This is a genomic window from Streptomyces griseus (assembly GCF_001715295.1).
GTDB lineage: Bacteria > Actinomycetota > Actinomycetes > Streptomycetales > Streptomycetaceae > Streptomyces > Streptomyces griseus_G.
The window spans coordinates 415,563-441,881 of record NZ_MDKB01000005.1 but is presented as its reverse complement, the minus strand read 5'-3'; the positions used below and the strand labels follow the sequence as shown (position 1 = coordinate 441,881).

Annotated in this window: 19 protein-coding genes and 1 pseudogene; 10 read left to right on the top strand and 10 right to left on the bottom strand. The window is 71.5% G+C overall.

Translation table 11 applies throughout. The features are described from left to right. The first annotated feature begins 174 nt into the window (after positions 1-174). The 6 genes from BA175_RS26745 to BA175_RS26720 all read left to right on the top strand — a co-directional run bounded on the left by BA175_RS26745 (position 175) and on the right by BA175_RS26720 (position 11,521). On the top strand, positions 175-3,486 hold the full coding sequence (locus BA175_RS26745; protein ID WP_069174083.1) for a right-handed parallel beta-helix repeat-containing protein: 3,312 nt from the start codon (positions 175-177) through the stop codon (positions 3,484-3,486). A gap of 111 nt (positions 3,487-3,597) precedes the next feature. Next, positions 3,598-4,380, top strand: coding sequence for a hypothetical protein (locus tag BA175_RS26740; RefSeq protein ID WP_069174082.1), 783 nt, complete (start codon positions 3,598-3,600; stop codon positions 4,378-4,380). 22 nt (positions 4,381-4,402) lie between these two features. Then, positions 4,403-7,192 carry a toll/interleukin-1 receptor domain-containing protein gene (locus tag BA175_RS26735; protein ID WP_254667995.1) on the top strand — a complete coding sequence of 930 codons (2,790 nt, stop codon included), beginning with the start codon at positions 4,403-4,405 and terminating at the stop codon, positions 7,190-7,192. Between the two features lie 23 nt (positions 7,193-7,215). Then, positions 7,216-7,899 carry a hypothetical protein gene (locus BA175_RS26730; RefSeq protein ID WP_069174080.1) on the top strand — a complete coding sequence of 228 codons (684 nt, stop codon included), beginning with the start codon at positions 7,216-7,218 and terminating at the stop codon, positions 7,897-7,899. Positions 7,900-8,045: 146 nt separating this feature from the next. Next, positions 8,046-8,726 (top strand): hypothetical protein, encoded by a 681-nt coding sequence (locus BA175_RS26725; protein WP_107407651.1) that lies wholly within the window; start codon positions 8,046-8,048, stop codon positions 8,724-8,726. A 38-nt stretch (positions 8,727-8,764) separates the two neighbouring features. Continuing rightward, complete coding sequence (locus BA175_RS26720; protein ID WP_069174078.1) at positions 8,765-11,521, top strand: toll/interleukin-1 receptor domain-containing protein; 2,757 nt, start codon at positions 8,765-8,767, stop codon at positions 11,519-11,521. A gap of 56 nt (positions 11,522-11,577) precedes the next feature. Here BA175_RS26720 and BA175_RS26715 read toward each other — a convergent pair whose 3' ends face one another. After that, positions 11,578-11,847 (bottom strand): GlsB/YeaQ/YmgE family stress response membrane protein, encoded by a 270-nt coding sequence (locus tag BA175_RS26715; RefSeq protein ID WP_069174077.1) that lies wholly within the window; start codon positions 11,845-11,847, stop codon positions 11,578-11,580. 398 nt (positions 11,848-12,245) lie between these two features. Between BA175_RS26715 and BA175_RS26710 the strand changes: the two genes are divergently transcribed. Further along, positions 12,246-13,079 (top strand): Rieske 2Fe-2S domain-containing protein, encoded by an 834-nt coding sequence (locus tag BA175_RS26710; RefSeq protein WP_069174076.1) that lies wholly within the window; start codon positions 12,246-12,248, stop codon positions 13,077-13,079. 133 nt (positions 13,080-13,212) lie between these two features. Here BA175_RS26710 and BA175_RS26705 read toward each other — a convergent pair whose 3' ends face one another. From BA175_RS26705 to BA175_RS26695, 3 genes are all read right to left on the bottom strand, one after another. Further along, on the bottom strand, positions 13,213-14,094 hold the full coding sequence (locus tag BA175_RS26705) for a geranyl diphosphate 2-C-methyltransferase (protein ID WP_069174075.1): 882 nt from the start codon (positions 14,092-14,094) through the stop codon (positions 13,213-13,215). 16 nt (positions 14,095-14,110) lie between these two features. Then, complete coding sequence (locus BA175_RS26700; RefSeq protein WP_069174074.1) at positions 14,111-15,430, bottom strand: family 2 encapsulin nanocompartment cargo protein terpene cyclase; 1,320 nt, start codon at positions 15,428-15,430, stop codon at positions 14,111-14,113. A gap of 104 nt (positions 15,431-15,534) precedes the next feature. Next, positions 15,535-16,947 carry a family 2B encapsulin nanocompartment shell protein gene (locus BA175_RS26695; RefSeq protein WP_069174073.1) on the bottom strand — a complete coding sequence of 471 codons (1,413 nt, stop codon included), beginning with the start codon at positions 16,945-16,947 and terminating at the stop codon, positions 15,535-15,537. Positions 16,948-17,742: 795 nt separating this feature from the next. Here BA175_RS26695 and BA175_RS32350 point away from each other — a divergent pair. After that, a complete protein-coding gene (locus BA175_RS32350; protein WP_374104540.1) occupies positions 17,743-17,820 on the top strand; it encodes a 50S ribosomal protein bL37 in 78 nt (25 codons plus the stop codon). A gap of 264 nt (positions 17,821-18,084) precedes the next feature. Here the strand turns inward: BA175_RS32350 and BA175_RS26685 are convergent, their stop codons facing one another. Beyond that, a complete protein-coding gene (locus BA175_RS26685) occupies positions 18,085-19,413 on the bottom strand; it encodes an enolase C-terminal domain-like protein (RefSeq protein WP_069174071.1) in 1,329 nt (442 codons plus the stop codon). Positions 19,414-19,744: 331 nt separating this feature from the next. Here BA175_RS26685 and BA175_RS26680 point away from each other — a divergent pair, with 331 nt between their 5' ends. Further along, the gene (locus BA175_RS26680; RefSeq protein ID WP_254667993.1) at positions 19,745-21,265 is read left to right on the top strand and encodes a glycoside hydrolase family 43 protein; all 1,521 of its coding nucleotides are present in this window, start codon (positions 19,745-19,747) and stop codon (positions 21,263-21,265) included. A 103-nt stretch (positions 21,266-21,368) separates the two neighbouring features. Beyond that, complete coding sequence (locus BA175_RS26675; protein ID WP_069174069.1) at positions 21,369-21,968, top strand: DUF998 domain-containing protein; 600 nt, start codon at positions 21,369-21,371, stop codon at positions 21,966-21,968. 53 nt (positions 21,969-22,021) lie between these two features. Here the strand turns inward: BA175_RS26675 and BA175_RS26670 are convergent, their stop codons facing one another. The 5 genes and pseudogenes from BA175_RS26670 to BA175_RS26650 all read right to left on the bottom strand — a co-directional run bounded on the left by BA175_RS26670 (position 22,022) and on the right by BA175_RS26650 (position 26,280). After that, complete coding sequence (locus BA175_RS26670; protein WP_069174068.1) at positions 22,022-22,396, bottom strand: VOC family protein; 375 nt, start codon at positions 22,394-22,396, stop codon at positions 22,022-22,024. Positions 22,397-22,483: 87 nt separating this feature from the next. Continuing rightward, a pseudogene (locus BA175_RS26665) lies at positions 22,484-22,714 on the bottom strand (ornithine decarboxylase); the annotation flags it as partial. Between the two features lie 149 nt (positions 22,715-22,863). Next, positions 22,864-23,751, bottom strand: coding sequence for an SDR family oxidoreductase (locus BA175_RS26660; protein WP_069174066.1), 888 nt, complete (start codon positions 23,749-23,751; stop codon positions 22,864-22,866). A gap of 357 nt (positions 23,752-24,108) precedes the next feature. Beyond that, complete coding sequence (locus BA175_RS26655) at positions 24,109-25,740, bottom strand: phytoene desaturase family protein (protein WP_069174065.1); 1,632 nt, start codon at positions 25,738-25,740, stop codon at positions 24,109-24,111. A gap of 69 nt (positions 25,741-25,809) precedes the next feature. Further along, the gene (locus BA175_RS26650; RefSeq protein WP_069174064.1) at positions 25,810-26,280 is read right to left on the bottom strand and encodes an SRPBCC family protein; all 471 of its coding nucleotides are present in this window, start codon (positions 26,278-26,280) and stop codon (positions 25,810-25,812) included. Positions 26,281-26,319 lie beyond the last annotated feature (39 nt).

Genomic DNA, 26,319 nt, shown 5'->3' with positions numbered 1-26,319 from the left:
CCGGCACCGGCCCCCGGCCCCTGACGGCTGGACGCCGACGGTGCCGGAACACCACGACCACCATGGCGGGCGACCTGCGTCAACAGGCATGATGAGCCCGGTAGTTTCCCCTCGCCCACATGTCGCGCGTCTCCGCCCCGTACCCACGGCGCAGGGGGTCCGGGAGGTCAGAACGTGTCACGCCAGATGCTCATCGTCGCCGCCGACGGGACGGGCGACCATCGCACCGTCGGGGAGGCCGTGGCACGGGCCCGCGCCGGAGCGGTCGTCAGTATCGCTCCGGGACGGTACGAGGAGCGTCTGACGATCTCGGCGGCGATCACCCTGATCGCCTCCGAGGGCACGGGAACGGTCGAACTGGCGCCCCGGCGCGGGACGGCGCTGACGCTCACCGGGGACGCGGTGATGGTCAGGGACCTCGTGCTGCGCGGGCATGACGACGAACTGCCCGTGGTCGACGCGCCGCGCGGCGAGCTCGCGATGGACCGTTGCGACATCCACGGCGCGGCCTGGTCGGCGCTTTTCGCGCGGGAGGGCGGAGCGCTGGTGCTGCGGCAGTGCCGGATCAGCAACCCGGCGGGCGCCGGTGTGGTGTCCACCTCGACGGCCGAGAGCTTCCTCGAGAAGTGCGTCGTCGAACACCTCGGCACCTCCGCCGTGGTGGCCGGCGAACGCGGCAGGATCACCGCACGCTCCAGCCGGCTCAGGGACACCCAGGGCAACGGCGTCCTCACCAACGGGCAGGCGCACATCCTCCTGGAGGAGTGCGCCATATCGGCGACCGGCAAGCCGGGCGTCGCCGTCGAGGAGGAGAGCTCGGTGAGAATGGTGCGCGGCACCGTCCGCAAGGCCCCCGTCGGCGTGTTCGTGAACAGCACCGGACCGGTCGCCCTGGAGGACGTCGCCGTGAGCGACACCACCGGGCACGGGTTCGTGCTCGGCGGCGGCAGCTCACCGACGCTGCACCGGTGCACCACGGAACGGACGGGTGGGCACGGCCTGTTGGTGGCCGAGCGCAGCCGCGGCACGTTCGATGGATGCGCGTTCGCCACCGCCGGGGAAGCCGCCGTACGCATCACCGGTTTCTCCTCGCCGACGCTGACGGACACCGTCGTCCAGGACGCGAAGGAGACCGGCGTGCTACTCGACGAGGACTCGTCCGCCGAGTTCGACCGGCTCGAGGTGCGCGACAGCGGCGGGTCCGGAATCCTCATCCGCAGCGGCGCCAACCCCCTGCTGCTGCGCGCCGCGGTCACCGGGGCGGGAGCGCACGGCGTGGAGGTCCTCAAGGACGGCAGGGGGCGGCTGGAGGAGTGCGTCGTCGAGCGTTCGGGCGGCTCAGCGGTCCACGTCTCGGGCCACGGCAACGTGTTCCTGGGCAAGAGCCGCCTGCGCTCCTCCGCCGGATCCGGAATTCACGTCGGGACGCTCGGCACGCTCACCCTGCGGGACACCGAGGTGGAGGAGTCCGGCAAGGCGGGGATCCACATCGAGGCCGAGGGCGACCTGGCGGCCGTGCGTGCCGTGCTGACCGGCGCCACCGAGTGCGGCGTACTGGTGGCCGCGGGCGCCCGCGCCTCCCTCAGCGGCTGCGAGGTGACGGCTTCCGGCGCCGACGGCATACGGGTGGAGGGCGGCGACGCCGTGTCGCTGACCGACTGCACCGTCCGCGCCAACCGGGGCGGTGGAGTGCGCCAGACGGTGCCCGGCGACCGGCTCGCCGTCCAGGGGCTGGTCAGCGCGGACAACGGCGCCCCGGACGCCTGGGGTACCGCCGAGGAGGCGAAGGCGGCGGGCGAGGGGCGGCTGCCCGGCGGAGCGGCCCCGGCGGCGGCCGACCCCCGCTCCGGTACGGGCCCGGTGGCCGAACTCGAGTCACTGATCGGCCTCGACGAGGTCAAACAGCAGGTACTGACGCTGATCAACCTCAACCGCATGGCCCAGCGCAGGGCGAGCATCGGAATGCCCGCTCCGCCGATGAGCCGCCACCTGGTCTTCGCGGGCCCACCCGGAACCGGCAAGACGACCGTCGCCCGGCTGTACGGCTCCATCCTCGCCTCGCTCGGCGTGCTGCGCTCCGGGCACCTGGTGGAGGTGTCGCGCGCTGACCTGGTGGCCCAGATCATCGGCGGGACGGCCATCAAGACCACCGAGGCCTTCACCCGGGCGCTGGGCGGCGTGCTGTTCGTCGACGAGGCGTACACCCTGCTCTCCGACAGTGGCGGCAACGGTGCCGACTTCGGGCGCGAGGCGATCGACACCCTGGTCAAGCTGATGGAGGACCACCGCGAGGACGTGGTGGTGGTGGCGGCCGGTTATCCCAAGGAGATGACGGACTTCCTGGCGTCCAATCCGGGTCTCGCCTCGCGTTTCACCCGCAGTGTCGAGTTCGCCGACTACACCTCGGAGGAACTGGTCACGATCGTGGAGCGGATGTGCACGGGCCACCGCTACGAACTGGACCCGGCCGCGCGGACCGCGCTGCTCACCCGCTTCGAGCAGATTCCCCGCGACGCCGGCTTCGGCAACGGGCGTACCGCCCGCAAGGTCTTCGAGGAGACGGTGGACCGGCAGGCGTCCCGGCTGGCCGCCCTGCCGGAGGCCGGCGAGCGGCAGCTGGCCGTGCTCACCGCGGACGACGTGGGCGGGCCGGCCGCGGGCGCGCCGAAGGACGGCCAGGACGACGACCCGCTGCTCAGACTGGAGTCCCTGGTGGGCCTCGCGTCCGTCAAGCGCGAGGTGAGCGACCTCGTCAGCCTGCTCGCCGCCGCGCGCCGGAGGAAGGCGGCCGGCCTGCCCGCGCCTCGGATCAGCAACCACATGGTCTTCGCCGGCCCGCCCGGCACCGGCAAGACCACCGTGGCCCGGCTCTACGGCGAACTGCTGGCCTCCCTCGGCGTACTGCCGCGCGGCCAACTCGTCGAGGTCTCCCGCGCGGACCTGGTGGGCCGCTACGTCGGACACACCGCGCAGTTGACCCGCGAGGCGTTCCAGCGGGCCCTGGGCGGGGTGTTGTTCATCGACGAGGCCTACACCCTGACGCCACGCTCGGGCCCCGGCTCGGCGGACTACGGGCAGGAGGCCGTGGACACGCTGCTGAAGCTGATGGAGGACCACCGCGACGAGGTGGTGGTGATCGCCGCGGGCTACACCGCGGAGATGAACCGGTTCCTGGGCTCGAATCCGGGCCTCGAATCACGCTTCCCGCGGCGCATCGAGTTCCCCGACTACTCCTCGGACGAACTGGTCACGATCGTCTCCCTGCACGCGGCCGACAACGGCTACGAGTGCGCACCCGGCACGGCCGACGCACTGCGGGCCCACTTCGCGTCCCTCCCCAGGGGGGAGACGTTCGGCAACGCCCGCCTGGCCCGGCAGACGCTGGAGCAGATGATGACCCGGCAGGCGGGACGGCTGAACGACGTCGCCGTGCCCAGCCTGGACGACCTGCGGCTGCTCCTGCCCGAGGACCTCGTCCCGCGCTGAGTAGGCCCGTTCTGCCTGCACGTCCAGGCCGATGACGCTATGTTCGTGGGGACCGGCGGACCGGCCGGGAGGCGTGTCACACGGTGGACCGGGAGACTGGTGGGGGAGCGGATGAGCGCACAGGCGGTGCGGCCCGTCGGCGGGCGGATCCAGGGCCGCAGGATCGTGAGCGGCATGGCGCTGCGGCTGCTGGGTGCGATGGTCGTCGGCACGCTCACGGGACTGGCGGTCTTCAGTCTCACCCAGGTGACGAGCCGTAGCCTGTTCGCCATCACGGGTGGTGTCGCGGGCGCGGCAGCGGTGCTCGTCGTCCACTGGTATCAGCGCACCGCTCGCCTCACCGAAGTGAAGGTCACGGTCCCGCAGTTGAGCGAGCTGACCTTCGCCGTCAACAACGACTCCCGCCAGGTGGCCTGGCAGATGTTCGTCGAGACCGTGACGCGGGTGTCCACCCAGCCGCTCGCCAGTGACCAGGGTGTGGTCCGGGAGGCGCTCACGTCGATGTACGGGTTATTCGCCACGACCCGCGAGACGCTCAAGGCCAGCCGCCCCTCCGCCGCGATCCCGGGAGGACAGACGGTGGAGTACCTGGCGATCACCATGCTCAACCAGGCGCTCAGGCCGTTCCTGTCCCAGTGGCACCCGCGCCTCCAGGAATTCGAGAGGGGCCGGCCCGACAGCCAGGAATCCGACTGGCCGGAGAACGCCGCCTGCCGCGCCGCACTGCGGGAGGTGCAACGCGAGATCCACGACTACGCCGTCGGCTTCGCCCGCCTGGCGGGGGTGCGGGAGGTCGAGACGCTGATCGGAGTCGTCCCCGCCCCCCGCGCTCCTGACGACGGGCGCGACGACAGCGCCGGGCGCGCGGCAGGCAGCGCGCAGACACGGCACTGAGCACCGCGTCATGGGGGCCGGGATGAGTGGGCAGCCCGACTACGACGCGTTCATCTCGTACAGCCACGCCTGGGACAAGGACATCGCGAAGGCCTTCCACAACCAGCTGCAGTCCTTCGACCGGCCCTGGTACCGGCCGCGCAACCTGAAGCTGTTCCGGGACGAGACCAACCTGGCGGCCAGCCCCCATCTGTGGAGCGAGATCGAACGCGGGCTCTCCCGGTCCCGGTGGCTGGTGGTGATGGCCAGCCCGCCCGCCGCCGCGTCCCCCTGGGTGCGGAAGGAGATCCGCTGGTGGCTCACCCATCGGTCGGCGGACACCGTGCTCATCGCCCTGACGGACGGCACGCTCGCCTGGGACGGGGCCCGGGCGTCCTTCGACTGGTCACGGACCGACGCCCTCCCCCGGGAGGAGACAGACGGGGCGTTCGCCGAGGAGCCCCGCTGGGTGGACCTGCGCTGGTTACGCAGCTCGGATCAGGCCAGTTCGGCGGATCCCCGGCTGCTCGAATGCGTGGCGGAGTTCATCGCCCCACTCACCGGCAAGTCCAAGGACGAGCTCATCGGTGACCACGTGCGCCAGCACCGCCGTACCATCCGCTGGGTCCAGGCGACCGTCGGCGTACTCGCCCTCCTGCTGCTCATCGCCGTGGCCGGCGGGATCATGGCCAACAGCCAGCGCAACAGCGCACGCGCGCAGACCCTCCTGGCCCAGTCCCGGCAACTTGTCGCGGAAGCGTCGCCGATCCGGGACGCCCAGCCCGGACTCGCGAGCCAACTGCTGGTCCAGGCCTATCGGCTCGCCCCCACAGCCGAAGCGGTGGGGGCGCTCGTCGAAAGCTCCTCCCTGCCCAGACTCATCCGGGGAAGCGGGTCCGTGCGCGCCTCCGCGTACAGCAGCCAGGGGCTGCTGGCAGTGACCGACGAAAGCCTCCGGTTGTTCCGGCCGGATCCCTTGCGCCTCTCTGCCACTCTCGCCCTGGACAGCCCTGCCGACGCGGTGGCCTTCAGCCCCGACGGACGACTGCTCGCCACCCGCAGCCCCGGCGGAACAGTGCGGCTGCTGGATGTGCCGGCCGGTGGTCGCCCCGCGATTCTGTCGGTGGCAGCCACCGGGGCCGGTTCGACGGAGGCCCTGGCATTCACCAGGGACGGAAGGCTGATCGTGATCGCGGAGACGGGTGGCGCCGTCTTCGACCTTCGGGAACCGGCGCATCCGAGCCTTGTCGGAGAGCTTCCGGATGCCGCGGTGGCGGTAAGTCCTCAGGGAGATCTGATCGTCACGGACGAGCCCGAAGAGGCGAGCCTGAAGGTGTGGCGCCTTTCCGGGACCGCTCGGCTGAGCCACCTCTCGACAGTCGACGCACCGGCCCACGTGTACTTCAGCCTGGCGAACAACGTGGCGTTCAGCCCGAACGGCCGGATGCTGGCCGCCGGCGGCGGAGACAACCGGGTGCGGGTGTGGGACATCGCGGATCCCTCCCGGCCTTCCCCGCGGCCGGAACTCTTCACCCGGAGCCGTGACGGAGTCGACACGGTGTGCTTCTCCCCGGACGGGCACACACTGGCCACCGGTTACAGCGACGGTTCGGTCGAACTGTGGGATGTCGCCGATCCGCTCCGGCCGCGTTCCGGTGCCCGGCTGACCGGCCACACATCGACCGTAGGCGGCCTCGCCTTCAGCCCGGACGGGCAGACCCTGGCCTCCGTCGCCGGAGCCCCGCGGGGGAGCGACGGCAGCGGGCCCGAAGACACCACGGTCCGTCTGTGGGCCGTGGCGGGCAGTGAACGGTCCTCCGTACTCACCACCCTGCCGACCCATGGAACCTTCCCACCCTCCTTCAGCCCCGACAGCGTGTTACTGGCCACCGGGGGTGAGCCCACCACGGTGTGGAAGGTGGGCGGTGAGGAGGCACCACGTCTCATGTCCACCGTCGAGACGTACGACTCCCAGGGACAGGCCGCGGCTTTCGGCCCGGAAGGCCGTACTTTGTTCACCGGCCTGCCGATGGCGGCCTGGGACATGGCCGATGCGGCGCATCCGCGCCGCCTGACCCCTGAGGTGGGTCGCCCGGGCGGCACCCAGAGCATCAGCGTCAACCCCGCCCTTCCCTTGCTGGCCGCGGGAGGTGAGTTCGGACGCCCGGTGCGCCTGTGGGACGTCAGTGAGCGGAGGCGGCACAAGGTACTCGGCACACTCGACGGAGTCGCTACCGAAGCCCAGGCACTCGCCTTCAGCCCGGACGGCGCCCTGCTCGCCGCACGAACCCGTAAGGGCACTGTTCAGCTCTGGCAGGTCGCACCGGGCACCCGCCCCCAGCCCTCGGGGACCATCGGAACGGGGAGGGGAAAGGCCACCGCCCTGGCCTTCAGCCCGCACGGGCGCACCTTGCTCGTCGGCGACGGCTCGGGAGCCCTGGCCACGTGGGATGTCTCGCGCCCCGGGCGACCGAAGCTCGAGGGCACCTCCGACCGGCATTCCGACGCCATCAGGGGCCTCGCCGTTCACCCCGGTGGCACGCTCGCTGCCACCGCGGGTGTGGAGGGACTCATTCGCCTCTGGGACATCGCCGACCCCGGCCACCCGCTGGAGGTGACCTCCCTCAGCAGCGGTGGCCTCTACCCCTTCGCGACTCTGGGCTTCAGCCCTGACGGACGTCTCCTCGCGGCCGCCGGTGAGCTGGGCACGCGGCTGTGGACGGTCGACCGGAAGGCCATCCTCCAGCGGCTGTGTGCGGAGTCCCCCCGGATCACCCCCGACCAGTGGTCCCAGTACCTCCCCGATCGGCCCTACGACCCCCCCTGCGCCTGAGGCGCACGAGACAGGAGGACATCGTGCCAACCGGCCTGCACCGTATCGCCCCACTCCCCGCGCTGCTGGCTCTGCTCCTGGTGACCGGTGCGTGCGACTCGCCCCGTCCGGCGCCGCCTGTCGAGCGTGCGTCCCGGGCGCCGGCCGACGCGGCACCCGTCCCCTCCCCCACGATCACGTCGATGACGGGCCCGGCGGCCATCGGACCCGCACCGGCGGACCTGCGCGACACGGACTGGGCCCACGTCCCCGTCCCGGGCGCCTTCTGCGACGTGCCCGGACTCGTCCGACTCGACGCCGCGGGCGAGGCCACGGCCACGTCCCGGACGTGGGGGCCCGTGCGCATCATGCGCGGACGGACCGCGTACTACGGCGACTCCGTCGGCGACACACGCGACGAGGCCGCCATCTACCTCGCATGCGATGACGGTGGGCGCACCCAGAACCAGGGGATCGCCGTCGGTTACGCGGTGTTCGGCCATGCGGGCGGGAATCTCACCGTGGTCGGCACGATCACCCCGCAGCAGGTGAGCTCGTCCTACGGCACCGCCCTCACGGATGTGGAGTTCGCGCGGGGCCGGATCACCGTGCGGGAGAAGTTCTACCGCACCGGGGACGCGCACTGCTGTCCCGGCGGCGACGCCACCACCGTGTGGACCCAGGTCGGTCGCCAGCTGACACCCGGCGACCCCCGCATCACTTCATGACGGTGCGTCAGCCCTTCTCCCGTCATCGGAGCTCCGCTCGCCCCCGGGCGGGGGCGCGCGTACGTGAGCGCCCTGCACGAGAGCTTCCTGCCGCGCGTCTGCTCGGTGACCTGATCCACGGGCCCGCTCACCAGAGGAGGAATGCCATGCTTTCCCGAGGAACCGTGTGTGCGCGTCGGCAGTCCTTCCGGCGCCTCGCCGGATCGGCGGCGGCTCGTACGGCGCTGCTGGCCTCCGCTCTGGCGATGGTGGTGGCCGGCGGGTGCGACGACGGAGGAGGCGGCACAGAACGGGCGGCGCCCTCGCCCGCTTCGTTCCCGGCGAGCCCGCCGGCTGCCGCGCGGTGTACCGGCAAGGTGCTCGATCACCGGGACATCCGGCATCCCCATCTGGGGCCGGTCCGCGTCTACCTGGTCCGGCGGTCGTCCTCCGATGTGGCCCCCGGGTGCGTCGCGGCCGTCACCGGCAGCGGTCGCACGCTGGCGACCACCGACGTGGACATCTACGAGGACTCCCTGCACTTCGCCCAGCCTGCGACCGATGCCACCGAGAACACCTTCGTGATCTACAATCCCGGGCGCTACGACGGAGTGCTGGTCCTCGTCCCCGACACGGACGGCTTCAAGGACGTCGGCTGGAGCGACACGACAACTCACTACGTGGGCGGGAGATTCGCCTATTACAACGCACGGCTCGCCGGTCCCGGCGAAGACGGCCGGTACACCATCATCAGTTCGGAGAACTCGTGTGTGCCGAGTTGCGCCGAAGGCGTCATCGCGAAGATGACCCTGCGGTGGAACGGACGCGACTACCTGCAGGCCGAATGATGCGGAAGACGCGTCCGCGCCGGGTGGGGAGGCTTCCCATGGCGTTCGCAAGGCTGCGGTTCCTCCTGGTCAACCGCAGACGCCTCAGGACCGAACTCGGGTACGGCGTCTTCCTCTCCTACAGCGGTGACCGCGACCGGACATGGCTGCCGCATCTGCGGCGTGTGATCGAGACGCAGTCCCGCCCCTGGTACAAGCCGCCGCGCATCAAGGTGTTCCTCGACGACAGCGGCGTGTCGATCGGGCCGCAGCTCTGGGGCAAGATCGAAGCCGGTCTTGCCCGCTCCGACTGGCTCGTGGTCCTCGCCTCGCCGGAGTCGAGGGCCTCCGCATGGGTCGACCGGGAGATCACGTGGTGGCTGCGGAACAAGGCGGCACAGACCATCCTGCTCGTGGTCACCGCCGGACAGCTCGTGTGGGACGAGCGGCGGGGCGACTGGGATCCGGAACTGTCCACGGCGCTGCCCGCCGCGTTGTCAGGGACATTCGATCAGCAACCGGTCTGGAAGACCGTGGACCTTAGCTGCCTCGACGCGGACGGCAAGGGTGTCTCGCCCGCCGTCGACGCCGTCGCGATCGGCATCGCGTCCGTCGTCCGCGGCCTTTCCGAGGACGAGCTCAGGTCGGAAGGTCTCCGCGACACCAGACGCAACCTGCGGACAGCCAAGATCATCGCGGCCGTTCTGGGCCTGCTGTTCCTGATCGCCAGCACGGTGTCGGTGATCGCGGTGCTCGCGCGTGCCGAAGCCGATCGACAGCGTGATCACGCTGTCGCGCAACAACTGATCACCGAGAGTTCCCAACTCGGGAACCGGGACCCGTTCGGCTCCCGGGTGAAGGCGCTGGCGGCATGGCGTATCGACCCCTCTCCGGACACTCGCCTCGCGGTGCTCAACGCCTCGGTCAATCCCGGATCCGGCCTGCTTCCCCACACTTGGCCCGTGGGCTCGGTGGCTTTCGGTCCTGACGGCAGGACGATCGCTTCCGGCGGTGGCGACGGTGTCGTGCGGATCTGGAACACGGCGGAACAGCGGACGGCGGGGCAGCCCCTCCTCGGGCACAACAGAAGCGTGACGGCGGTGGTCTTCGGCCCGGGTGGCAGGACGCTGGCGAGCTCGAGCTTCGACGGCACCGTCCGGCTCTGGAACGTCGCCCGCCGCACACAGATCGGTGCACCGCTCGCCCCCCGGGCCGGGATGATCAGCACACTCGCCTACAGTCCTGATGGCACCACGCTCGTCGCAGCCACCGGCGACCCCGGGTCCTTACGGCTATGGGACGTGGCGACCCGCCGCCAGATCGGCGAACTCGCCAGCGGCGGCGCCCACGCCACGGCAGTGGGTTTCAGCCCTGACGGCAGGATTTTCGCCTCCGCGTCCAGCGACGGTGTACAGCTCTGGGACACCGCCCACCGCACTCCGATCGGGAAACCGTTCGCTCCCGCTTCCACCGGGGGCACGTCGTCGGTGGTCTTCAGCCCTGACGGGAGGACTCTCGCCTCCACGTCCAGCGACGGCGTACAGCTCTGGAAGGTCGCCGACCGCGCCCCGGTCGGCAAGCCGTTCGCGGCTGCCTCCAGCGGGGTCGCGTCGGTGGCGTTCAGTCCTGACGGCACGGTGCTCGCCGCCGGGCACGCCGACGGCACCGTGCAGCTCGGGGACGTGCTGCGAGGCAGCCCGGTGGGTGCGCCGTTCCTCGGCCACACCGGTGAGGTAGGGGCCGTCGCCTTCAGCCCGGACGGTTCGGTCCTGGCCAGTTCGAGTGACGACACCACCGTGCGACTCTGGGACGTCCGCACCCAACGGCAGGTCGGGTCACCGATCGCTATCGGTAACCACATGGGCACGACGCTCAGCCCGGACGGCCGGACCCTCGCTGTCGTGACCTTCGATGACACCGTGCGCTTCTGGGACGTCGCCGGAGACCGCCGGACCGGCGACCCGCTGGCCCATGGTGAGAACACGCTGATATACAGCGTTTCCTTCAGTCCGGACAGTTCCGTACTCGCCATCGCCGCGAAGGGACGGATACGGCTCTGGGACGGCGCCGCCCGCCGTCCCCTCGGCAAGCCACTGCTCCACACCGGCGACGTCCGCGCGCTTGCATTCAGCCCCGACGGCAAGGCGCTCGCCGTCGCCGAGCAGGGCTCGGTACACCTATGGGATCTCACGGCACGTCGCCGCACCGGCACAGCACTCGCAGTCGCCTCTGTGAACGTCGCGTTCAGCCCCGACGGCCGTACCCTTGCGACCGACACGGCGGACGACACCGTAGTGCTCTGGGACGTCGCCACACAGCGTCGTATCGGTGAAACCCCGGCTGGTCACACCGCGCAGATCACGTCCGTGGTGTTCAGCCGGGACGGCAGGACCCTCGCGACCGCGAGCCGCGACACGACCATCCGGCTGTGGGACACGGCAACACGACAGCAGATCGGGGATCCGCTGGCCGGCCATCGCAGCGGTGTGAGTGCCGTGGTGTTCAGCCCCGACGGGCGCGTGCTCGCGTCCGGCAGCATGGACCACACGGTCAGGCTCTGGGACGTCGCCACCCGGCGTCAGATCGGCGATCCGCTCTACGGGCACGACGCCGGGGTCTCCGGCCTGGCCTTCGAGCCCGACGGCAGAACAGTGGTCAGTTGGGGCAAGGACGACACGGCCCGACTGTGGAACGTCGAAGCGACGGTTGACCCCGTGCGGTCGCTCTGCAGAGGGGCGAAGGGCGCCTTCACCGCCGAGCGGTGGCGTGACGACGTGCCGCCCGGCCCGGCTTCTCGCCCACTCTGCCCGAAGTAAGCACGGAACGGCTCCGCCGAGGTGAGGCGGAGCCGTTTCGCGGTGGGGCGTACGGGTCAGGCGTGGCGGCGGTTGCCCGCGATGACCCGGTACAGCACGAGGAGGATGAGCGAGCCGACGATGGCGGCGATCCAGGTCGAGAGGTCGAAGAATCCGTCGATGGAGTCGACGCCGAAGATGACCTTGCCGAGCCAGCCACCGAGCAGACCGCCCGCGATGCCGATCAGCATCGTGATGATGATGCCGCCCGGGTCCTTGCCCGGCATCAGCGCCTTCGCGATGAGGCCCGCGAGCAAGCCGATGAAGATCCACGCAATGATGCCCATGTTGCCTCTCCTACCTGGTCGTATAAGAACCGTGTCAACAACCGTCTGCGCCGTGCCGGGACTTTCAAACATGGAGCATTCGGTGTCCCGTCCGGAGGACGACCGTGGCGCCGGTCGGGGCCGGCCGGGCGTGGAGGGCCGGGTCCGTGGAGTCGTTGCGCCGCGGGCGTGAAAGACGCGGAACCCTGGGATGAGTGCCGGGGACGCGTGGAACCTATGCGGTTCCCGAGGGCAGCGGACAGAAGACACGAGCCGAGCCGTTTCCCGTTCTACCGATCGGATATCCGCCACTCATGAGTGACATCTCTGAACCCGGCCGATCCGCCCCGCCCACGCCGCTTCGGGCGGTGAGGCGCCGTCTCCCGTCGCGTTCGGGGCCCGGAAGGGTGCTGCGGGCCATGGACCGCCTGGAGCATTCCACCGCCCTCGACGGTGCCGTCGACGTCGTCCGGGACAGAGTCCGGTCGCTGCCGCTCGGGCCCTTGCGCGACGGGTTGCACGGCCGGTGGCTGGGGCACCCGGTCCATCCGCTGATGGTGCAGCTCCCGATGGGCGCCTGGCTCTCCTCCGCGGTGCTGGACTGTCTGCCCGGGCAGCGACGGGCGTCGTCGGTGCTGATCGGAGTCGGCCTCGTGACGGCCGGCCCGGCAGCCGTCGCGGGCTGGGTCGACTGGGCGGAGCTGAAGCCCCGGCAGCAGCGGCCGGGGCTCGTGCACGCGGCGGCGAACATCACGGGGGTCGCCTTGTACGCCGCCTCGCTCGCGGCACGTATGCGGGGGCGTGCGGGGCTCGGCAAGGCCCTGGCACTCGCAGGTCTGTCGGCGGTGGGTGCCGGCGGCGCGATCGGTGGCCATCTCGCCTACCGGCAGGCCTCGGGAGCCAACCACGCCGAAGCGGTGCCGGACCTGGTGGAGCCCGGGTGGCACGAGATCGGCCCCGTGGCGGACCTCCCCGTCGGCGAGGCCGTGCGCCGGAACGTCGGTACGCTCCCCGTGGTCGTGGTGCGGGAGAGCGGCGAGCAGGTACACGTGCTCGCGGACACCTGCAGCCACCAGGGCGGCCCCCTGTCGGAGGGCGAGGTCGTCGACGGTTGTGTGCGCTGCCCCTGGCACGGCAGCGCCTTCCGCCTGTCCGACGGCTGGAACGTCCAGGGTCCCGCCACCGCACCGCAGCCGTCCTTCGAGACCCGGATCATCGCCGGACGCGCCGAGGCACGGCTGCGGGAGAACTGATCACTCACGACGCGTCTCTGCGGCCGGAAGGCCGTGGTGCCGGCCGGTGGACGCCGGCTCTGCCGTACCTGGTCCACCGGCCGGCCCGCGGGTGCCACGCGTCCCCTCCCGGGGGTGTGCGGGCGGCGGAAGGTCAGACGCGATCCGCTGCGATCAGGAGGTACTGGAAGGACCCGTCCTTGTACGAGTTGATGAACGCGTCCTCGATCCCCGTGACCAGTGAGGACGTGGCCCGCAGCTCCCAGTAGGGCAGCGTGTCGGGGGTGAGGTCGACGACGGCCTGCGGTACGAGGCGGTTGTCCGCCATCGCGCGCAGGTACTCCCGGCGCGAGTGGATGTTGCACTCGAAGTGCGCGTTGATCTGCGAGACCCATTTCGAGGGCTGGCCGTACCGCGGGTTCCAGCAGCCGGTGATGGTCACGTAGCGGCCGCCGACCGCCAGGATGCGGGCGTGCTCGGCGAAGAGGTCGTGCAGGTCGACGTACATGCTCGACTCGTTGTTCCACGAGCCCGCGGCCGACCCGGTCCCGAAGGGCGTGGCCAGCATGTTGCAGACACGGGCGCGGACGTGGTCCTGGAGACCGAGTTCCCGGGCACGGTTGTTGGCGAAGTCGGCCTGCTTGGCCGACAGGGTGACTCCCTCGACCTTGCATCCGAAGCGCTGGTGCGCCATCACCATCGAGCCGCCCCGGCCGCAGCCGGCGTCCACCAGGGTGTTGTCGCGCCCGATGTCACCGAGGTGCCCCAGAAGGAACTCGGCCTGGGCCGACTCCAGGCGGTGCAGCTCGGTGATCAACTTCGCCTCGTCCGTACCGTCGTCGGCGCCGCCGAGTGCCGAGTGGTCCACCTCCCCGATGCCGTAGTGGTGGTGGTAGAGGCCGTCGACGTCGCCGAGACGCAGGTTCACCGGCCGCGCCTCCCCGTCCCAGTACCGGGCGATGTCGCCCTGGTAGGGCGTCGCGGGGCGGGGGATGCGCACGGAGGCGGGGGCGGTGGTGAGTTCGGTGTCGGTCACAGATGAGTCCATTCTTTTACCAGAAGTCGGGCAGGCTGTAGCGATAGGTGTTGGACCGGTGCCAGTCGTGGTTGCCGTCGACCCACGCGGCCACGCCGCGCAGGAAGCGCTGCACCGACGGGGCGGGGCAGGCGGCGGCCAGGGCCGACGCCTCGGTCTCGAAGTCGCGCATGAGGTCGTTGTGGATCTCGACCGACTTCAGATAGGCCTCCCGTTCGGAGAGGCCCTCACGCTCGGCGATCACGACGGGCAGGTTCAGATGCCGGCCGGGAGCGGCGAGTTCCTTGGTGTACGAGTACAGGTCGTTCACGATCGTCGTCGCGTTTCCCGCGAGGGCGATGACCCGCTGCACGGCGGCCTGGGCGTGCAGGTCCGCGGGCAGTTCGTAGCCGCCGACGGTGTCGGTGATGGTCGGGCAGGGGCGGAAGTTGTTGAACTGGCGCATCGCCAGGTACTCCCACACCTCGGGGACGTGGTCCAGCTGTGCCCAGGCCGCTTCGGCGAGGTACCCCATGTGCAGCCGGGCCATGTCGTGCCGCAACCGGTCCGCCTGTGAGGGGCTGGCCGCTCGGACGAAGTACTCCATCGCGGAGCGGTAGGCGCGCCGGGGCGCGTCCGCGTGGAGCGACTCCTCCCACCGCGGCTGGTACTCCTGCGTCGTGTGCAGGGGATCGAGGGCGGTGTGGGCCAGGAGCAGGCGCTCGCCGAGGCCGACGGGCGACCCGCCGTGGTCCTCGCAGTAGCAGTCGTCCACGGCGTTCTCGGCCACCATCAGGCGTGTGGCGAGCATCAGGTGGTCGATGCTGGGCGCGTCGGGATGGCAGCCGACCATGTAACGGCCCACGGAGAAGCCGTCGAACTCCTCCTCCCAGTCCTCGGGATACAGGTGGACCTCCTCCAGCGCCCAGGCCTTGATCCTTCGGCCGACCTCCTCGACCCGCACCGGGTCGGGTACGGGCACCGGGTGGTGGTAAAGGCCCGGGACGGCGCCCTCCGCCGTGCCCGCCGGAGTACCCGGGGGTTCCGGCGGCTCGTTACGCGGCGTCAGGCGCAGTCCCGCGGTGCCCAGGCCGCTGGGACCACGCAGGATGCGTGCCAGGCCGACGCTCGGTGCCGGTGCCTCCCCTCCGGGGACGTCCACCGCCGGGACGCCGAGGAGGTGCGGGGCGGGTGCGGGCACCGAGGGCGGGGCTGGGGAGAACGGCGCGGAGGGCGGGCCGCCGGTGCCGGCCCCGATGTCGAAGGCGCGGGCCGAGGTGGCGGGGCGTGCGTACGTACCGACGTGGGCGGCCTCCGGCGGACTCGACCGCGGCGGTGGCAGCTCAGGCGCTGGCATCCATGGCTCCTTGCTCGGTGGGTGGCTGTTGCGAAGCCCTCGGGGCATGCGCGAACGGCCCCGGGTGGTACGGGGTTCGCACCGCCCTTCCCGGGCGGTGCCCGCTACTCGGGCCGACGGGCGATCTGCACGTTCTCCAGTACGCCGACCGCGTCCGGGACGAGGATGGCGGCGGAGTAGTAGGTGCTGACGAGGTACGAGGTGATCGCCTTCTCGTCGATGCTCATGAAGCGGACGGACAGACCGGGTTCGTACTCGTCCGGCAGCCCGGTCTGGTGCAGGCCGATGACTCCCTGGTTCTCCTCGCCGGTGCGCATGGCGAGGATCGAGCTGGTCCTCTCCGGAGTGACGGGGATCTTGTTGCAGGGAAGGAGCGGCACCCCTCGCCAGGCCGGGACCCGCTGGCCGCCGAGGTCGACGTGGTCCGGGTAGATTCCGCGGGAGTTCCACTCCCGCCCGATCGCCGCGATCGCCCGGGGATGAGCGAGGAAGAACGCGGTGCCGCGGCGCCGGCAGAGCAGCTCGTCCATGTCGTCCGGGGTCGGAGGGCCGGAGTGCGTCTGGATGCGCTGCTTGAAGTCGGCGTTGTGGAGCAGACCGAACTCCCTGTTGTTGATCAGCTCGTGCTCCTGGCGCTCGCGCAACGCCTCGACGGTGAGCCTGAGCTGCTCCTCGGTCTGGTTCATCGGCCCGTTGTAGAGGTCGGCGACCCTCGTGTGGATCCGCAGGATGGTCTGGGCGACCGAGAGTTCGTACTCACGCGGGTTCAGCTCGTAGTCGACGAACGCACCGGGCAGCTCGTGCTCGCCGACGTGGCCGGCCGACAGGGCGATCTCCGCCTCGCCGCGATGGTTCTGCCGTCGGTGGGAGAGCGACAGGAACGTGTCGATGTGGGCGCGGAGGGCCGGCGTCGTGGACAGAAGCGCCGCGAAGTCGGAGCGGGACAGCGTGAGCAGCGTGCCGGGGGTCTCCGCGATCGCGGTCTGCTCCCACCGGGCGTCCTCGTCCAGGAGGGCGTGCTCCCCGAACCGGTCGCCGTCGGCGAGTACGTCCAGAGCGACCTCGTCGCCGTACCGGCCGGCGGACGTCCGGCTGATACGGCCGTGGGCGATCAGGTGCAGCCTGTCCGCGGGCGCCCCGCGCTCCACGAGCGTCTCGCCGGCGCGGAAGTCGCGCTGCACGCACCGGTCGGCGACGGCCGTCAGCACCTCCACGTCGTCGAAGCCGCGCAGCAGGGCCAGTTCCCCCAGCTCACGGGGGATCACCCGTACTGCGGCGCCGTCCTGGACGAACTCGACGGTCCCGTCGCCGACGGTGTAGGACAGGCGGCGATTCACCCGGTAGGCCCCGCCCCGGGTCTCCACCCAGGGGAGCATGCGCAGCAGCCAACGAGAGGTGATCTCCTGCATCTGGGGGGCGGACTTGGACGTCGTGGCGAGGTTACGGGCGGCCGCCGTGCCCAGGCTGGACTGCCGGGGCAGTTCCAGGCGCGCTTCCGGGCGCGAGTCAACAGTCATCGGGCAGGCTTCTCCTCGGTCAGGGTGGTTGGTGACCCGCGCACATGGGGCGTCCCAGGGCAACGGGAGCGAAAGGGGGTAGGTGATCGGGAACCCGTCCAGATCACTAGGGACACTAAGGGGGGCTCCACCCTTCGGACCAAGGAAAGCCGCCGACATTAACTCGATACGATGATCGCGGCCGCATGATGTTTGTCCGCGTGCGCAATTGTTTCGGCCACGGCCGGGGACTCGTTCCGGCCCTCCCCAGGTCGGGACCGCTGCCCGCCGCCCGCCTCCGTGCCGGGTGTATCTCCCTGCGCGTCGTCCGAGCCGTGCGTGCCGGTGCCGGTGCCGGTGTCGGTGCCTGTCCGGCCCGGCTCCTGGAGGCAGGCGGTCCCGCCGGAGACCATCCGGATTCTCCTGCCGTCGCCGGACGCGTCGTGGCCGCCGGTGGCGCGTCCGGCCGCCTCGGCTTCGCTCCGCCCCGGGTTCCGTCCGGCCGCCCGGGGCGGCAGCCGTCCCCGCAGCCCGCCGCTCCGGGAAGCTGCTCGGCGCCGGCTCCCCGGCGTCCGCAGTGACCCGAGGTGCCGGCGAGGCGGGACGGCTCGCCGTACGGAGCTCCGCCGCGGTCGTGCCGTCCGTGTGTGCGCGGACCGTGACCGGGGACGGTCCGCTGCTGCGTAGGGGCATATATGACACGAAAGATGGACACGCAGCGCGTGTTCGGTGTCGCCTCGCTGGGTAGGGGCTCCGTGATCACCGGGTGTGCCGACCCGGTGGATGACGCACAGAAACGACAGAGAGGGGTTTTCGATGTCTTCCAAGCGACGCCGCAAGAAGAGGGCCCGTCGTAAGAACGGTGCGAATCACGGCAGTCGTCCGCAGAGCTGAGGAAGCGCGCGGCGCAACGGGGGGCGGCACACGTGCCGCCCCCCGCACGACTGTCCGGGTGCCCGCGAGACAGCGCCGATCACCGAGTGCCTCACCGGACCGGTGACACAGCCGAAATGCGTCTCACCGTCCTCCCACGGTCCACCCGGTGGGACGACCGTTCTCAGCAAGGGTTCGGAGTACTCCCGGTACCGGTCGGAGACGACGAGCCGAAGAAGCGGACGGGTTCCCGGCGGGAACGCCGCGCAGGTCCCGCGCCTTTCCTCAGCGCACCAGGCTCGGGCGCTTGGGGTCGAAGGTCCAGCCCGGTACGAGGAACCTCATGCCGGCCGCGTCGTCACGTGCCCCCGGACCCTTCTTCCGGTAGAGCTCGTGCGCCGCCAGGAGGCGGTCCATGTCGAGCTGGACGCCCAGGCCGGGGGAGTCGGGTACGGCGATCTCGCCGTCGACGATCCGGGGCGGGGTGACCGTGAGCCGCTCCAGGCCCTCCTGCCAGATCCAGTGCGTGTCCAGGGCGTTGTACGCGCCGGGGGCCGCCGCACCGCAGTGCGTGACCATGGCGAGCGAGATGTCGAAGTGGTTGTTGGAGTGGCAACCCCAGGTCAGCCCCATCGCGTTGCACAACTGGGCCACTCGGACGGAGCCCTGCATCGTCCAGAAGTGCGGGTCGGCCAAGGGGATGGAGACCGACTGCAGGGCCAGGGCATGGGTCAGCTGGCGCCAGTCGGTGGCGATCATGTTGGTCGCCACCGGCAGCCCCGTGGCGCGGCGGAACTCGGCGAGGATCTCCCGGCCCGAGTAGCCGTTCTCCGCCCCGCAGGGGTCCTCGGCGTAGGCGAGCGTGCCCCTCAGTGGTGTACACAGGTCCACGGCCTCGCGCAGGGACCATGCGCCGTTCGGATCCAGGGTGATCCGGGCGTCGGGGAAGCGGTCCTTGAGCGCTCGTACGGCCTCGACCTCCTCACTGCCCGCCAGCACTCCGCCCTTGAGCTTGAAGTCCCGGAAACCGTACAGGTCGTACGCCGCCTCCGCCTGGTGGACGATCGCCCCCGGGGTGAGGGCCTCCTCGTGCCGGACGCGGTACCAGGCGACGTCCGCATCGGGCTCCCGGACGTACTCCAGGTCGGTGCGGTCGGGATCGCCGACGTGGAAGAGGTAGCCCAGCACCCGCACGGAGTCCCGCTGCTGACCGTCCCCGAGCAGGGCCGCGACCGGTACGTCGAGGTGCTGTCCGAGCAGGTCGAGCAGTGCGGACTCGACGGCCGTGACCGCGTGCACGGTGGTCCGCAGGTCGTAGGTCTGGGCGCCTCGCCCGCCCGAGTCGCGGTCGGCGAACCGGTTGCCGATCTCGCGCAGGACGCTCCTGTAGGCGCCCACCTTCGCTCCGACGACCAAGGACTCCGCGTCCCGCAGCGTCTGTGTGATCTTCTCCCCGCCGGGCACCTCTCCGAGTCCCGTACGCCCTTCGGAGTCGTGGAGGACGAGGACGTTACGGGTGAAGAAGGGGCCGTGCGCGCCGGAGAGATTCAGTTCCATGCAGTCGCGGCCGGCGACGGGATACACCGCGAAGCGGGTGACGGTCGGCTGGCTCATGGTGTCCGACTCCTTGGGTGCGGCCCGGGCGACGCGGGGGAAGGAAGGTGGGGCCGGCATGGCCTCGCCCCGCATCCTATCTCTGTATGCAGACGGCGTATATGTATGAGAACTGGAGTCGGTGCCCCGGGCTGGACCCGACTGCGGTGGGAGCGCACGGCGAAAGTGCCGTCGGTGCGCGTGTGACCTGCTGGGATGTGAGATTTCCTGGACGCGGGGCGGGTTCGTCTGTGACGCTCGGCGGGTCGCAGTTCCCCCAGGACGGTCCGAGGCGCCCCCCACCCCGTGAAAGAGGTGGCACGGTCCGGCCGGACCGATGAAAGGATTCAGCGTGTCGAGCGCGCCCGAGACGGGTAACACCGTCCCCAATCCCGTGATCCCCGGGTTCCACCCCGACCCCAGCGTCTGCCGCGTGGGGGAGGACTACTACCTCGCCTGCTCCAGCTTCGAGTACTTTCCCGGCGTCCCCCTCTTCCACAGCCGTGACCTGGTCCACTGGACCCTGATAGGCAATGCCCTGGACCGGCCGTCGCAACTGCGCCTGCTGCCCGGGACTGCCTCGTCCAAGGGGATCTACGCTCCCACCCTGCGCCACCACGACGGCCGCTTCTGGCTGATCACCACGAACGTGAGTGACGGCGGCAACCTGCTCTTCCACACCGAGGACCCGGCCGGTCCCTGGTCCGAGCCGGTCCCGCTGCCCGGGGTCAAGGGCATCGATCCGGATCTCGCCTGGGACGAGGACGGCACCTGCTGGTGCACCACTGCGGGTGTCGAACAGGTCCGCATCGACCCGTACACCGGGGAGACCTTCGGGCCGCCGCACCGGATCTGGTCCGGTACCCCGGGCGCCAAGGCGCCGGAGGCGCCGCACCTGTACCGGATCGGCGCCTACTGGTACCTGCTGATCGCCGAGGGCGGGACCGAGCGGTGCCACGGCGTCTCGATCGCCCGGGGACGCACCCCCGACGGCCCGTTCGAGCCTTGTCCGGCCAACCCGGTCCTCACCCACCGTGGTACCGATCTGCCGGTCCAGAACACCGGCCACGGCGACCTGGTCCAGGGCCCCGACGGATCGTGGTGGATGGTCCTGCTCGGGGTGCGGCCGCTCGGCGGCACCCCCGGCTGGCACGTACTCGGCAGGGAGACGTTCCTGGCCCCGGTGAGCTGGGTGGACGACTGGCCGGTCGTCGGTGAGGTGGCACCCGCCATGCCCGCGCCCCCGTGGCCCCTCGTACCGGCGGCCCCCGCCCCTGTCCGGGACGACTTCGACCTGCCCGAACTCGCCCCGCACTGGATCTCCTTGCGGGACCGCCCGGCCGGCTCCTGCACCACCGGCGGCGACCCCGGCCGGCTGACCCTCCGTGCCCGGGGCGCCTCGCCCGACGCCACCGACGTGACGTTCGTCGGGCGGCGTCAGCAGCACCTGTCGTGCCGGGCCCGCACCCTGGTCGACCCGTCGGAAGGCACCGGCGGTCTGACCGTACGCCTCGACGAGAGCCACCACTACGACATCGAGGTGGCGTCCGGGGAGGTCCGTGCGATCGCCCGTATCGGTCCGCTGCGTACCGTCGTGGCGACGCGGCCGCTCCCCGCGGGTCCCCAGGTCCTTCGGGTGGAGACCGCCGCCACCCCGGTCCCGGCCGACGCGCGGAGCGGTCCTGACACCCTTGTCCTCGGTGTCGAGGAAACGGACGGCACCTTCGCCGAACTCGCCCGGCTCGACGGGCGGTACCTGTCCACCGAGGTGGCCGGCGGCTTCACCGGCCGGGTCATCGGGATGTACGCCGCCACCGGCACCGTCCGCTTCGACTGGTTCGACTACGAGCCTCTGGACGAGCCGGTCGGATAGGCGACCGCGGACCGGGCCGGACGGGCCCGGTCCGCCCGCCGCGCCGGACCCCCGCCTGGCGTGTGCGCGGGGGAGGGGCGACCGGGCGATCTACGGTGGGCGGATGCGACCCGTTCCCAAGTGGGCCCTGCTCTCGTCGGTATGCGCGCCTGTCCTGTTGGTCGCGGGCTGGACGATCGCGGCACTGCTGGAGGGGCCCGCCTACGATCCCGTCACGCAGACGATCAGCGTGCTCGCGGCCTACGGCGCCGCGGGCTCCTGGGTGATGAACGGGGCCTTCGTCGCCCTGGGGATCTGTCATCTGCTCACCGCCTGGGGGCTGCGGGCAGCCGCGCCCGCGGGCCGGGTGGCGCTCGCCGGCGGGGGAGTGGCGGCCCTGGGGGTGGCGCTGCTCCCCGTGCCCAGCAGCGGTGGGTCCCTCCACCACGGGTCGGTCGTCGTGGCCGGCTTCACCCTTCTCGCGGTGTGGCCGGTCCTGGCCGCCGACCGCGGCGCAGCCGCGCCCTGGGGGCTGCGCCCGGTGACCTCGGTGACGGTGACCGCGCTGATAGGTGCCGGGGCGGCCTGGTTCCTGGTCGAGATGAGCCGGAACGGTGCCATCGGGGTCGTCGAACGGCTCCTGACGGTCTTTCAGTCCGTCTGGCCCTTGGTGGTGGTCGCTTCCTGCCTGTGCCACCCGGGCAACGCCCGGCCGCCCGAGTGACCGCACCGGCAGGACATCAGGCGGGGGCCGACGGTGCCGCCGGCCCCCGCCCCTCACTGCTCCCGGCAGAGGCAGAACGGGTGCCCGGCCGGGTCCGCGTACACCCGGAAGCCGCGTTCACCGCCGCGGTCGTCGAGGTCCAGCGGTGTCGCCCCGAGCGCCAGGACCTGCTCCTGGGACCGGTCGAGGTCCTCCACGTCGAGGTCCAGGTGGGCCTGCTGGGAGTTGCGGTCCCCGCGGGGCCACTCCGGCGGCGTGTGGCCGGTCGCCCGCTGGAAGGCGATGCGGGCACCGCCCGGCACATCGAGCGTGTACCAGTCGTCGCTGTACGTGCCGATCTCGCCTCCGAGTACGCCCTGGTAGAACTCCGCGAGCACCTGGGGGTCGGGGCAGTCGAGGGCGACGAGGGAATAGGTGGCGACGGGCATGTCGGATCCTTCCGTCCGTGTGCTTCTTCTCCAGTGGCCCTGTTCGCGGGGGGAACCGGGCGAAGTCCGGGTGGGGCCGCAGGCCGTTCAGGGGCCTTCACCGTCGGCGCAGACGCGGACGGTACCCAGGGTGGGATCGGCCGGGTCGGGCACGTTCATACCGGCCTCGATGCCCGAGCGCAGATAGCGCAGCAGCGGTTCGGTGATCCGTTCACCGGGCAGGACAGCGGGGATCCCCGGCGGGTACGGAGTCATCATCTCGGCGGCCACCCGGCCCACGGCCTTCTCGGCCGGTACGTCCTCGGTCGCGGAGAAGTAAGGGGCAAGTAAGCGGCCAGGGCGTCGAGCACGGGCGCTTCATGATGGTTCGTCTGCATAAGTAACGCCTTCCCGACGACGTCCCGGCCAATCACCGCTCCCGGCTCCTCGGGGGCCCCGGCCCCGGCGGGCGGCCCGCGACCGGACGGTCAGGGCAGCGGAGTGCCACCGGTCGCGTTCATGATCTCGCCGGTGATGAAGGTCGCGTTCGACGAGGCGAGGAAGACGTAGGCCGGTGCCATCTCGGCGGGCTGCGCAGGACGCCCCAGAGGGCTCTGCTTCCCGAACTCCGTGGTGTCCGGCATGGTCGCCGGGATGAGCGGGGTCCAGACGGGTCCCGGGGCCACGGCGTTGACGCGGATGCCGTCCGAGGCGAGCATCTGCGCGAGGCCCTGGGTGAAGGTGACGATCGCCCCCTTCGTCATGGCGTAGTCCAGCAGGTGCGGGCTGGGCTTGTAGGCCTGGACCGACGTGGTGTTGATGATGGATCCACCGGCCGGGATGTGGGGCAGTGCCGTCTTGCACAGCCAGAACATCCCGTAGAGGTTGGTCCGCACCACACGGTCGAACTGGGCGGTCGAGATGGCGGCGATGCCGTCGGGCTGCGACATCTGGTACGCCGCGTTGTTCACCAGGATGTCGATGCGGCCGAACTCCGACACGGCCCGCTCGATGAGCGCCCGGCACTGCTTCTCGTCGCGGATGTCGCACGGCACCGGCACCGCCTTGCGGCCCGACTGTTCGACCAGCCGCGCGGTCTCCTGTGCCTCCTGCTCCTCGGACGGCAGGTAGGTCAGCAGGACGTCCGCGCCCTCCCGCCCGAAGGCGAGGGCCACCGCGCGGCCGATGCCCGAATCGCCTCCCGTGATGACGGCCTTCCGGTCGAGCAGGAGCCCATGACCGGTGTAGGAGTGCTCACCGTGGTCCGGCGGCGGATCCATCGGTCCCGTCCAGCCCGGATGCTCCTGGTCCTGCTGAGGGAAGTCGGGCCGCGGATGCCGGCGTGTGGGGTCCTGCGGCTGTTCGGCGTCGCTCATGGTGTCGTACTTCCTTCCCCGGTGCCCGGCAGGTGCGGGCGGCTGAAGACGTGCCGTCACGGGTTCCCCCGGGGCGGCGGAACAATCGGCCCCGGTCGGGTGAAGGCGGGCCGGCCGGGCGGCGGTGTCCCGGACACGGTGGGCGAGGTGCAGGAGCCGTACGGCGCCGGACGGTGCACCTCCCTGACGCCGGAAGGAGCGGTACGTGAGGTCCTCCCCGGGCAGCGGGCCCCGTTGTCCGGGTCGCCTCCGCCGTGCCGATCCGATCGTCGCGCGCACGGGCGGTGACCGCCTCGCCCCGGAACCGGCGGATCGAACGTACGGGGTCGTGCGGCGGTCGTCGCGGGCCCTCCCGGTTCAGCCCGTCCCGGTCTCGCCGGTCCTGCCGCGGCGGGCGAGCAGCCGCTGGGCCGAGCTCAGTACGGCGGTGGTTCCCCGCGTGGCACGGAGCGCTGCCCGCGCCGCGTTGGCGCCCGGGGCGCCGTGCACCCCTCCGCCCGGATGCGCCGAGGCGGAGGCCAGATACAGGCGCTTGACCGGTGTCTCGGGCCGGCCCGTGCCCGGTACCGGCCGGAAGACCAGCTGCTGGTGCATACCCGCGGTGCCCCCGTTGATCGCCCCGTTGTGCAGATTGCCGTCGGCGGCCTGGAGTGCGGTGGGGGACAGGACACGCCGCGCGCGGACCAGCGCGCGGAACCCGGGGGCGTACCGCTCGACCTGCTCCTCCACCCGGTCCGCCATCGCCCGCTCCTCCGCCGGGTCCCACCGCCCGGACAGGCCGTCCGGCCCGGCGTCCGCCTTCACCCGGTGCGGCACGTGGGTGTAGGCCCACGCCGACTCCGTACCGGCCGGCGAACGGGTCGCGTCGGCGGTCGTCATCTGGCCCATCAGGAGGAAGGGCCGGTCGGGTACGAGCCCGCGGGCGATCTGCGACGCGAACCGGGTCAGCTCGTCGACGCCCTCGGCGATGTGCACGGTGCCCGCCGCCGCGGCCCGCGGGCTGGTCCACGGCACCGGCCCGTCCAGGGCCCAGTCGACCTTGAACGTGGCGAAGTCCCACTGGAACCGGCGCAGATCGTCCAGGAGCCGGGGCGGCAGATGCCGCGGGGGGACCAGCTCGCCGTACAGGCTGGGCGCCGACACGTCGGCCAGGACGGCTCTGGCCGCGGGGATCGCTTCCCGGGCCGCCGTGCGGACGCCCTCGGCACGGCCCCGGCGGACCACGACCTCGGTCACCCGCTGCCCGCACCGAACGGCGCCGCCGCGTGAGCGGAGCCGGTGTACGAGGGCCGCGGTGAGCGCACCGGCGCCGCCCGCCGGAACGGGGAATCCGAAGGACTGGCCCAGCATGGCCATCAGCCAGCCGAACCCACCGCTGCCGGCCGCCTCGGGAGCCAGGTCCGCGTGCAGCGCGTTGCCCGCCAGCAGCAGCCGGCCGCCCTCGCCGGCGAACTCCTCCTCGCCGAACCGCCGCACGGGCAGGATCAGGCTGCGGGCCAGCCGCAGCCCGCCCGCCGCCCGTAGCCGTGCCGCCAGCACCGCTCCGGCCCGGACGGGCGGGAACGGGGAGAACAGGGCGTGGACGACGTCGTCGCCGAGCCGGTCCCAGACGTGGCACAGGTCCAGCCAGCTGCCCCCGTCCCCGGCGGCGAACTCCTCGAGCCCCGCCGCCGTCACCGCTCTGTCACGGTCCAGCACGGCGCAGCTGCCGTCGAGCAGCGGGTGCGCCAGTACGTGCGGGGCGTGACTCCAGCGCAGCCCGTGGCTGCCCAGGTCGAGCCCCGAGAGGATCGGCGAGGCGGCGGCCAGCGGATAGAACGAGCTGAACAGGTCGTTCACGAAACCGGGGTGGACCCCCGTGTCGCTGCGTACCGCGCCGCCCGGCGTGTCCTCGGCCTCCAGGACCTCCACGGACCAGCCGGCGTCGGCGAGCAGGTTGGCCGCGACCAGGCCGTTGGGGCCGCTTCCGATCACCACTGCGTCGACCATCGTGTTGCCCTTCGCCGGGGGAGACAGCAGGAACCGGACGGCCCCGGCGTGCGGGGCCGTCCGGGGAGCTCAGGACGTGCCGAGCGGGGAGGCGTCCCGCTCGTCCGCCGCCCCCTCGACCACCTTGGCGAGCCGCGCCAGCATGGAGCGGTGCCGGATCTGGAGGAGACCGTCCAGGAGCGCGTTGTGCAGGATGCCCCCGAAGCCGCTCAACGGATGCTCGTCGAGGATCACGAGCGTCCTGTCCTCGCCCCAGGGCCTGATGTCGAAGGCGATGCGAGCCGTTCCCAGGCTTCCGCTCTCCGCCTCGAGTTCCAGCGCGCCCGGGCGCTCGATGCGCCGGACGGTGGTGCGTCCGCTGAGCTCCTTGGGGCCCAGGTGCAAGGTGTAGGAGATCGACGAGCCGAGCTCCGGCCACCGGCCCTCCGCCGGGCGGGAGCCGCTGGTCCCCACGACCCATCTTCCGTACTGCTTCTCGTCCTCCAGGACCGCCCACAGGGCGGACGGCGGACGGTCGATGAGGTGATGCCGGACAGCCATGGATCCTCCCGGACACGTGCACGCGCGGTCAGTGATGCG

Excerpts from the sequence above, each read along its gene's own strand:
- BA175_RS26740 (WP_069174082.1), top strand. The coding sequence starts at position 3,598 with ATGAGCGCACAGGCGGTGCGGCCCGTCGGCGGGCGGATCCAGGGCCGC.
- BA175_RS26735 (WP_254667995.1), top strand. The coding sequence starts at position 4,403 with ATGAGTGGGCAGCCCGACTACGACGCGTTCATCTCGTACAGCCACGCC.
- BA175_RS26725 (WP_107407651.1), top strand. The coding sequence starts at position 8,046 with ATGCTTTCCCGAGGAACCGTGTGTGCGCGTCGGCAGTCCTTCCGGCGC.
- BA175_RS26720 (WP_069174078.1), top strand. The coding sequence starts at position 8,765 with ATGGCGTTCGCAAGGCTGCGGTTCCTCCTGGTCAACCGCAGACGCCTC.
- BA175_RS26715 (WP_069174077.1), bottom strand. The coding sequence starts at position 11,847 with ATGGGCATCATTGCGTGGATCTTCATCGGCTTGCTCGCGGGCCTCATC.
- BA175_RS26710 (WP_069174076.1), top strand. The coding sequence starts at position 12,246 with ATGGACCGCCTGGAGCATTCCACCGCCCTCGACGGTGCCGTCGACGTC.
- BA175_RS26700 (WP_069174074.1), bottom strand. The coding sequence starts at position 15,430 with ATGCCAGCGCCTGAGCTGCCACCGCCGCGGTCGAGTCCGCCGGAGGCC.
- BA175_RS26695 (WP_069174073.1), bottom strand. The coding sequence starts at position 16,947 with ATGACTGTTGACTCGCGCCCGGAAGCGCGCCTGGAACTGCCCCGGCAG.
- BA175_RS32350 (WP_374104540.1), top strand. The coding sequence starts at position 17,743 with ATGTCTTCCAAGCGACGCCGCAAGAAGAGGGCCCGTCGTAAGAACGGT.
- BA175_RS26685 (WP_069174071.1), bottom strand. The coding sequence starts at position 19,413 with ATGAGCCAGCCGACCGTCACCCGCTTCGCGGTGTATCCCGTCGCCGGC.
- BA175_RS26675 (WP_069174069.1), top strand. The coding sequence starts at position 21,369 with ATGCGACCCGTTCCCAAGTGGGCCCTGCTCTCGTCGGTATGCGCGCCT.
- BA175_RS26670 (WP_069174068.1), bottom strand. The coding sequence starts at position 22,396 with ATGCCCGTCGCCACCTATTCCCTCGTCGCCCTCGACTGCCCCGACCCC.
- BA175_RS26660 (WP_069174066.1), bottom strand. The coding sequence starts at position 23,751 with ATGAGCGACGCCGAACAGCCGCAGGACCCCACACGCCGGCATCCGCGG.
- BA175_RS26655 (WP_069174065.1), bottom strand. The coding sequence starts at position 25,740 with ATGGTCGACGCAGTGGTGATCGGAAGCGGCCCCAACGGCCTGGTCGCG.
- BA175_RS26650 (WP_069174064.1), bottom strand. The coding sequence starts at position 26,280 with ATGGCTGTCCGGCATCACCTCATCGACCGTCCGCCGTCCGCCCTGTGG.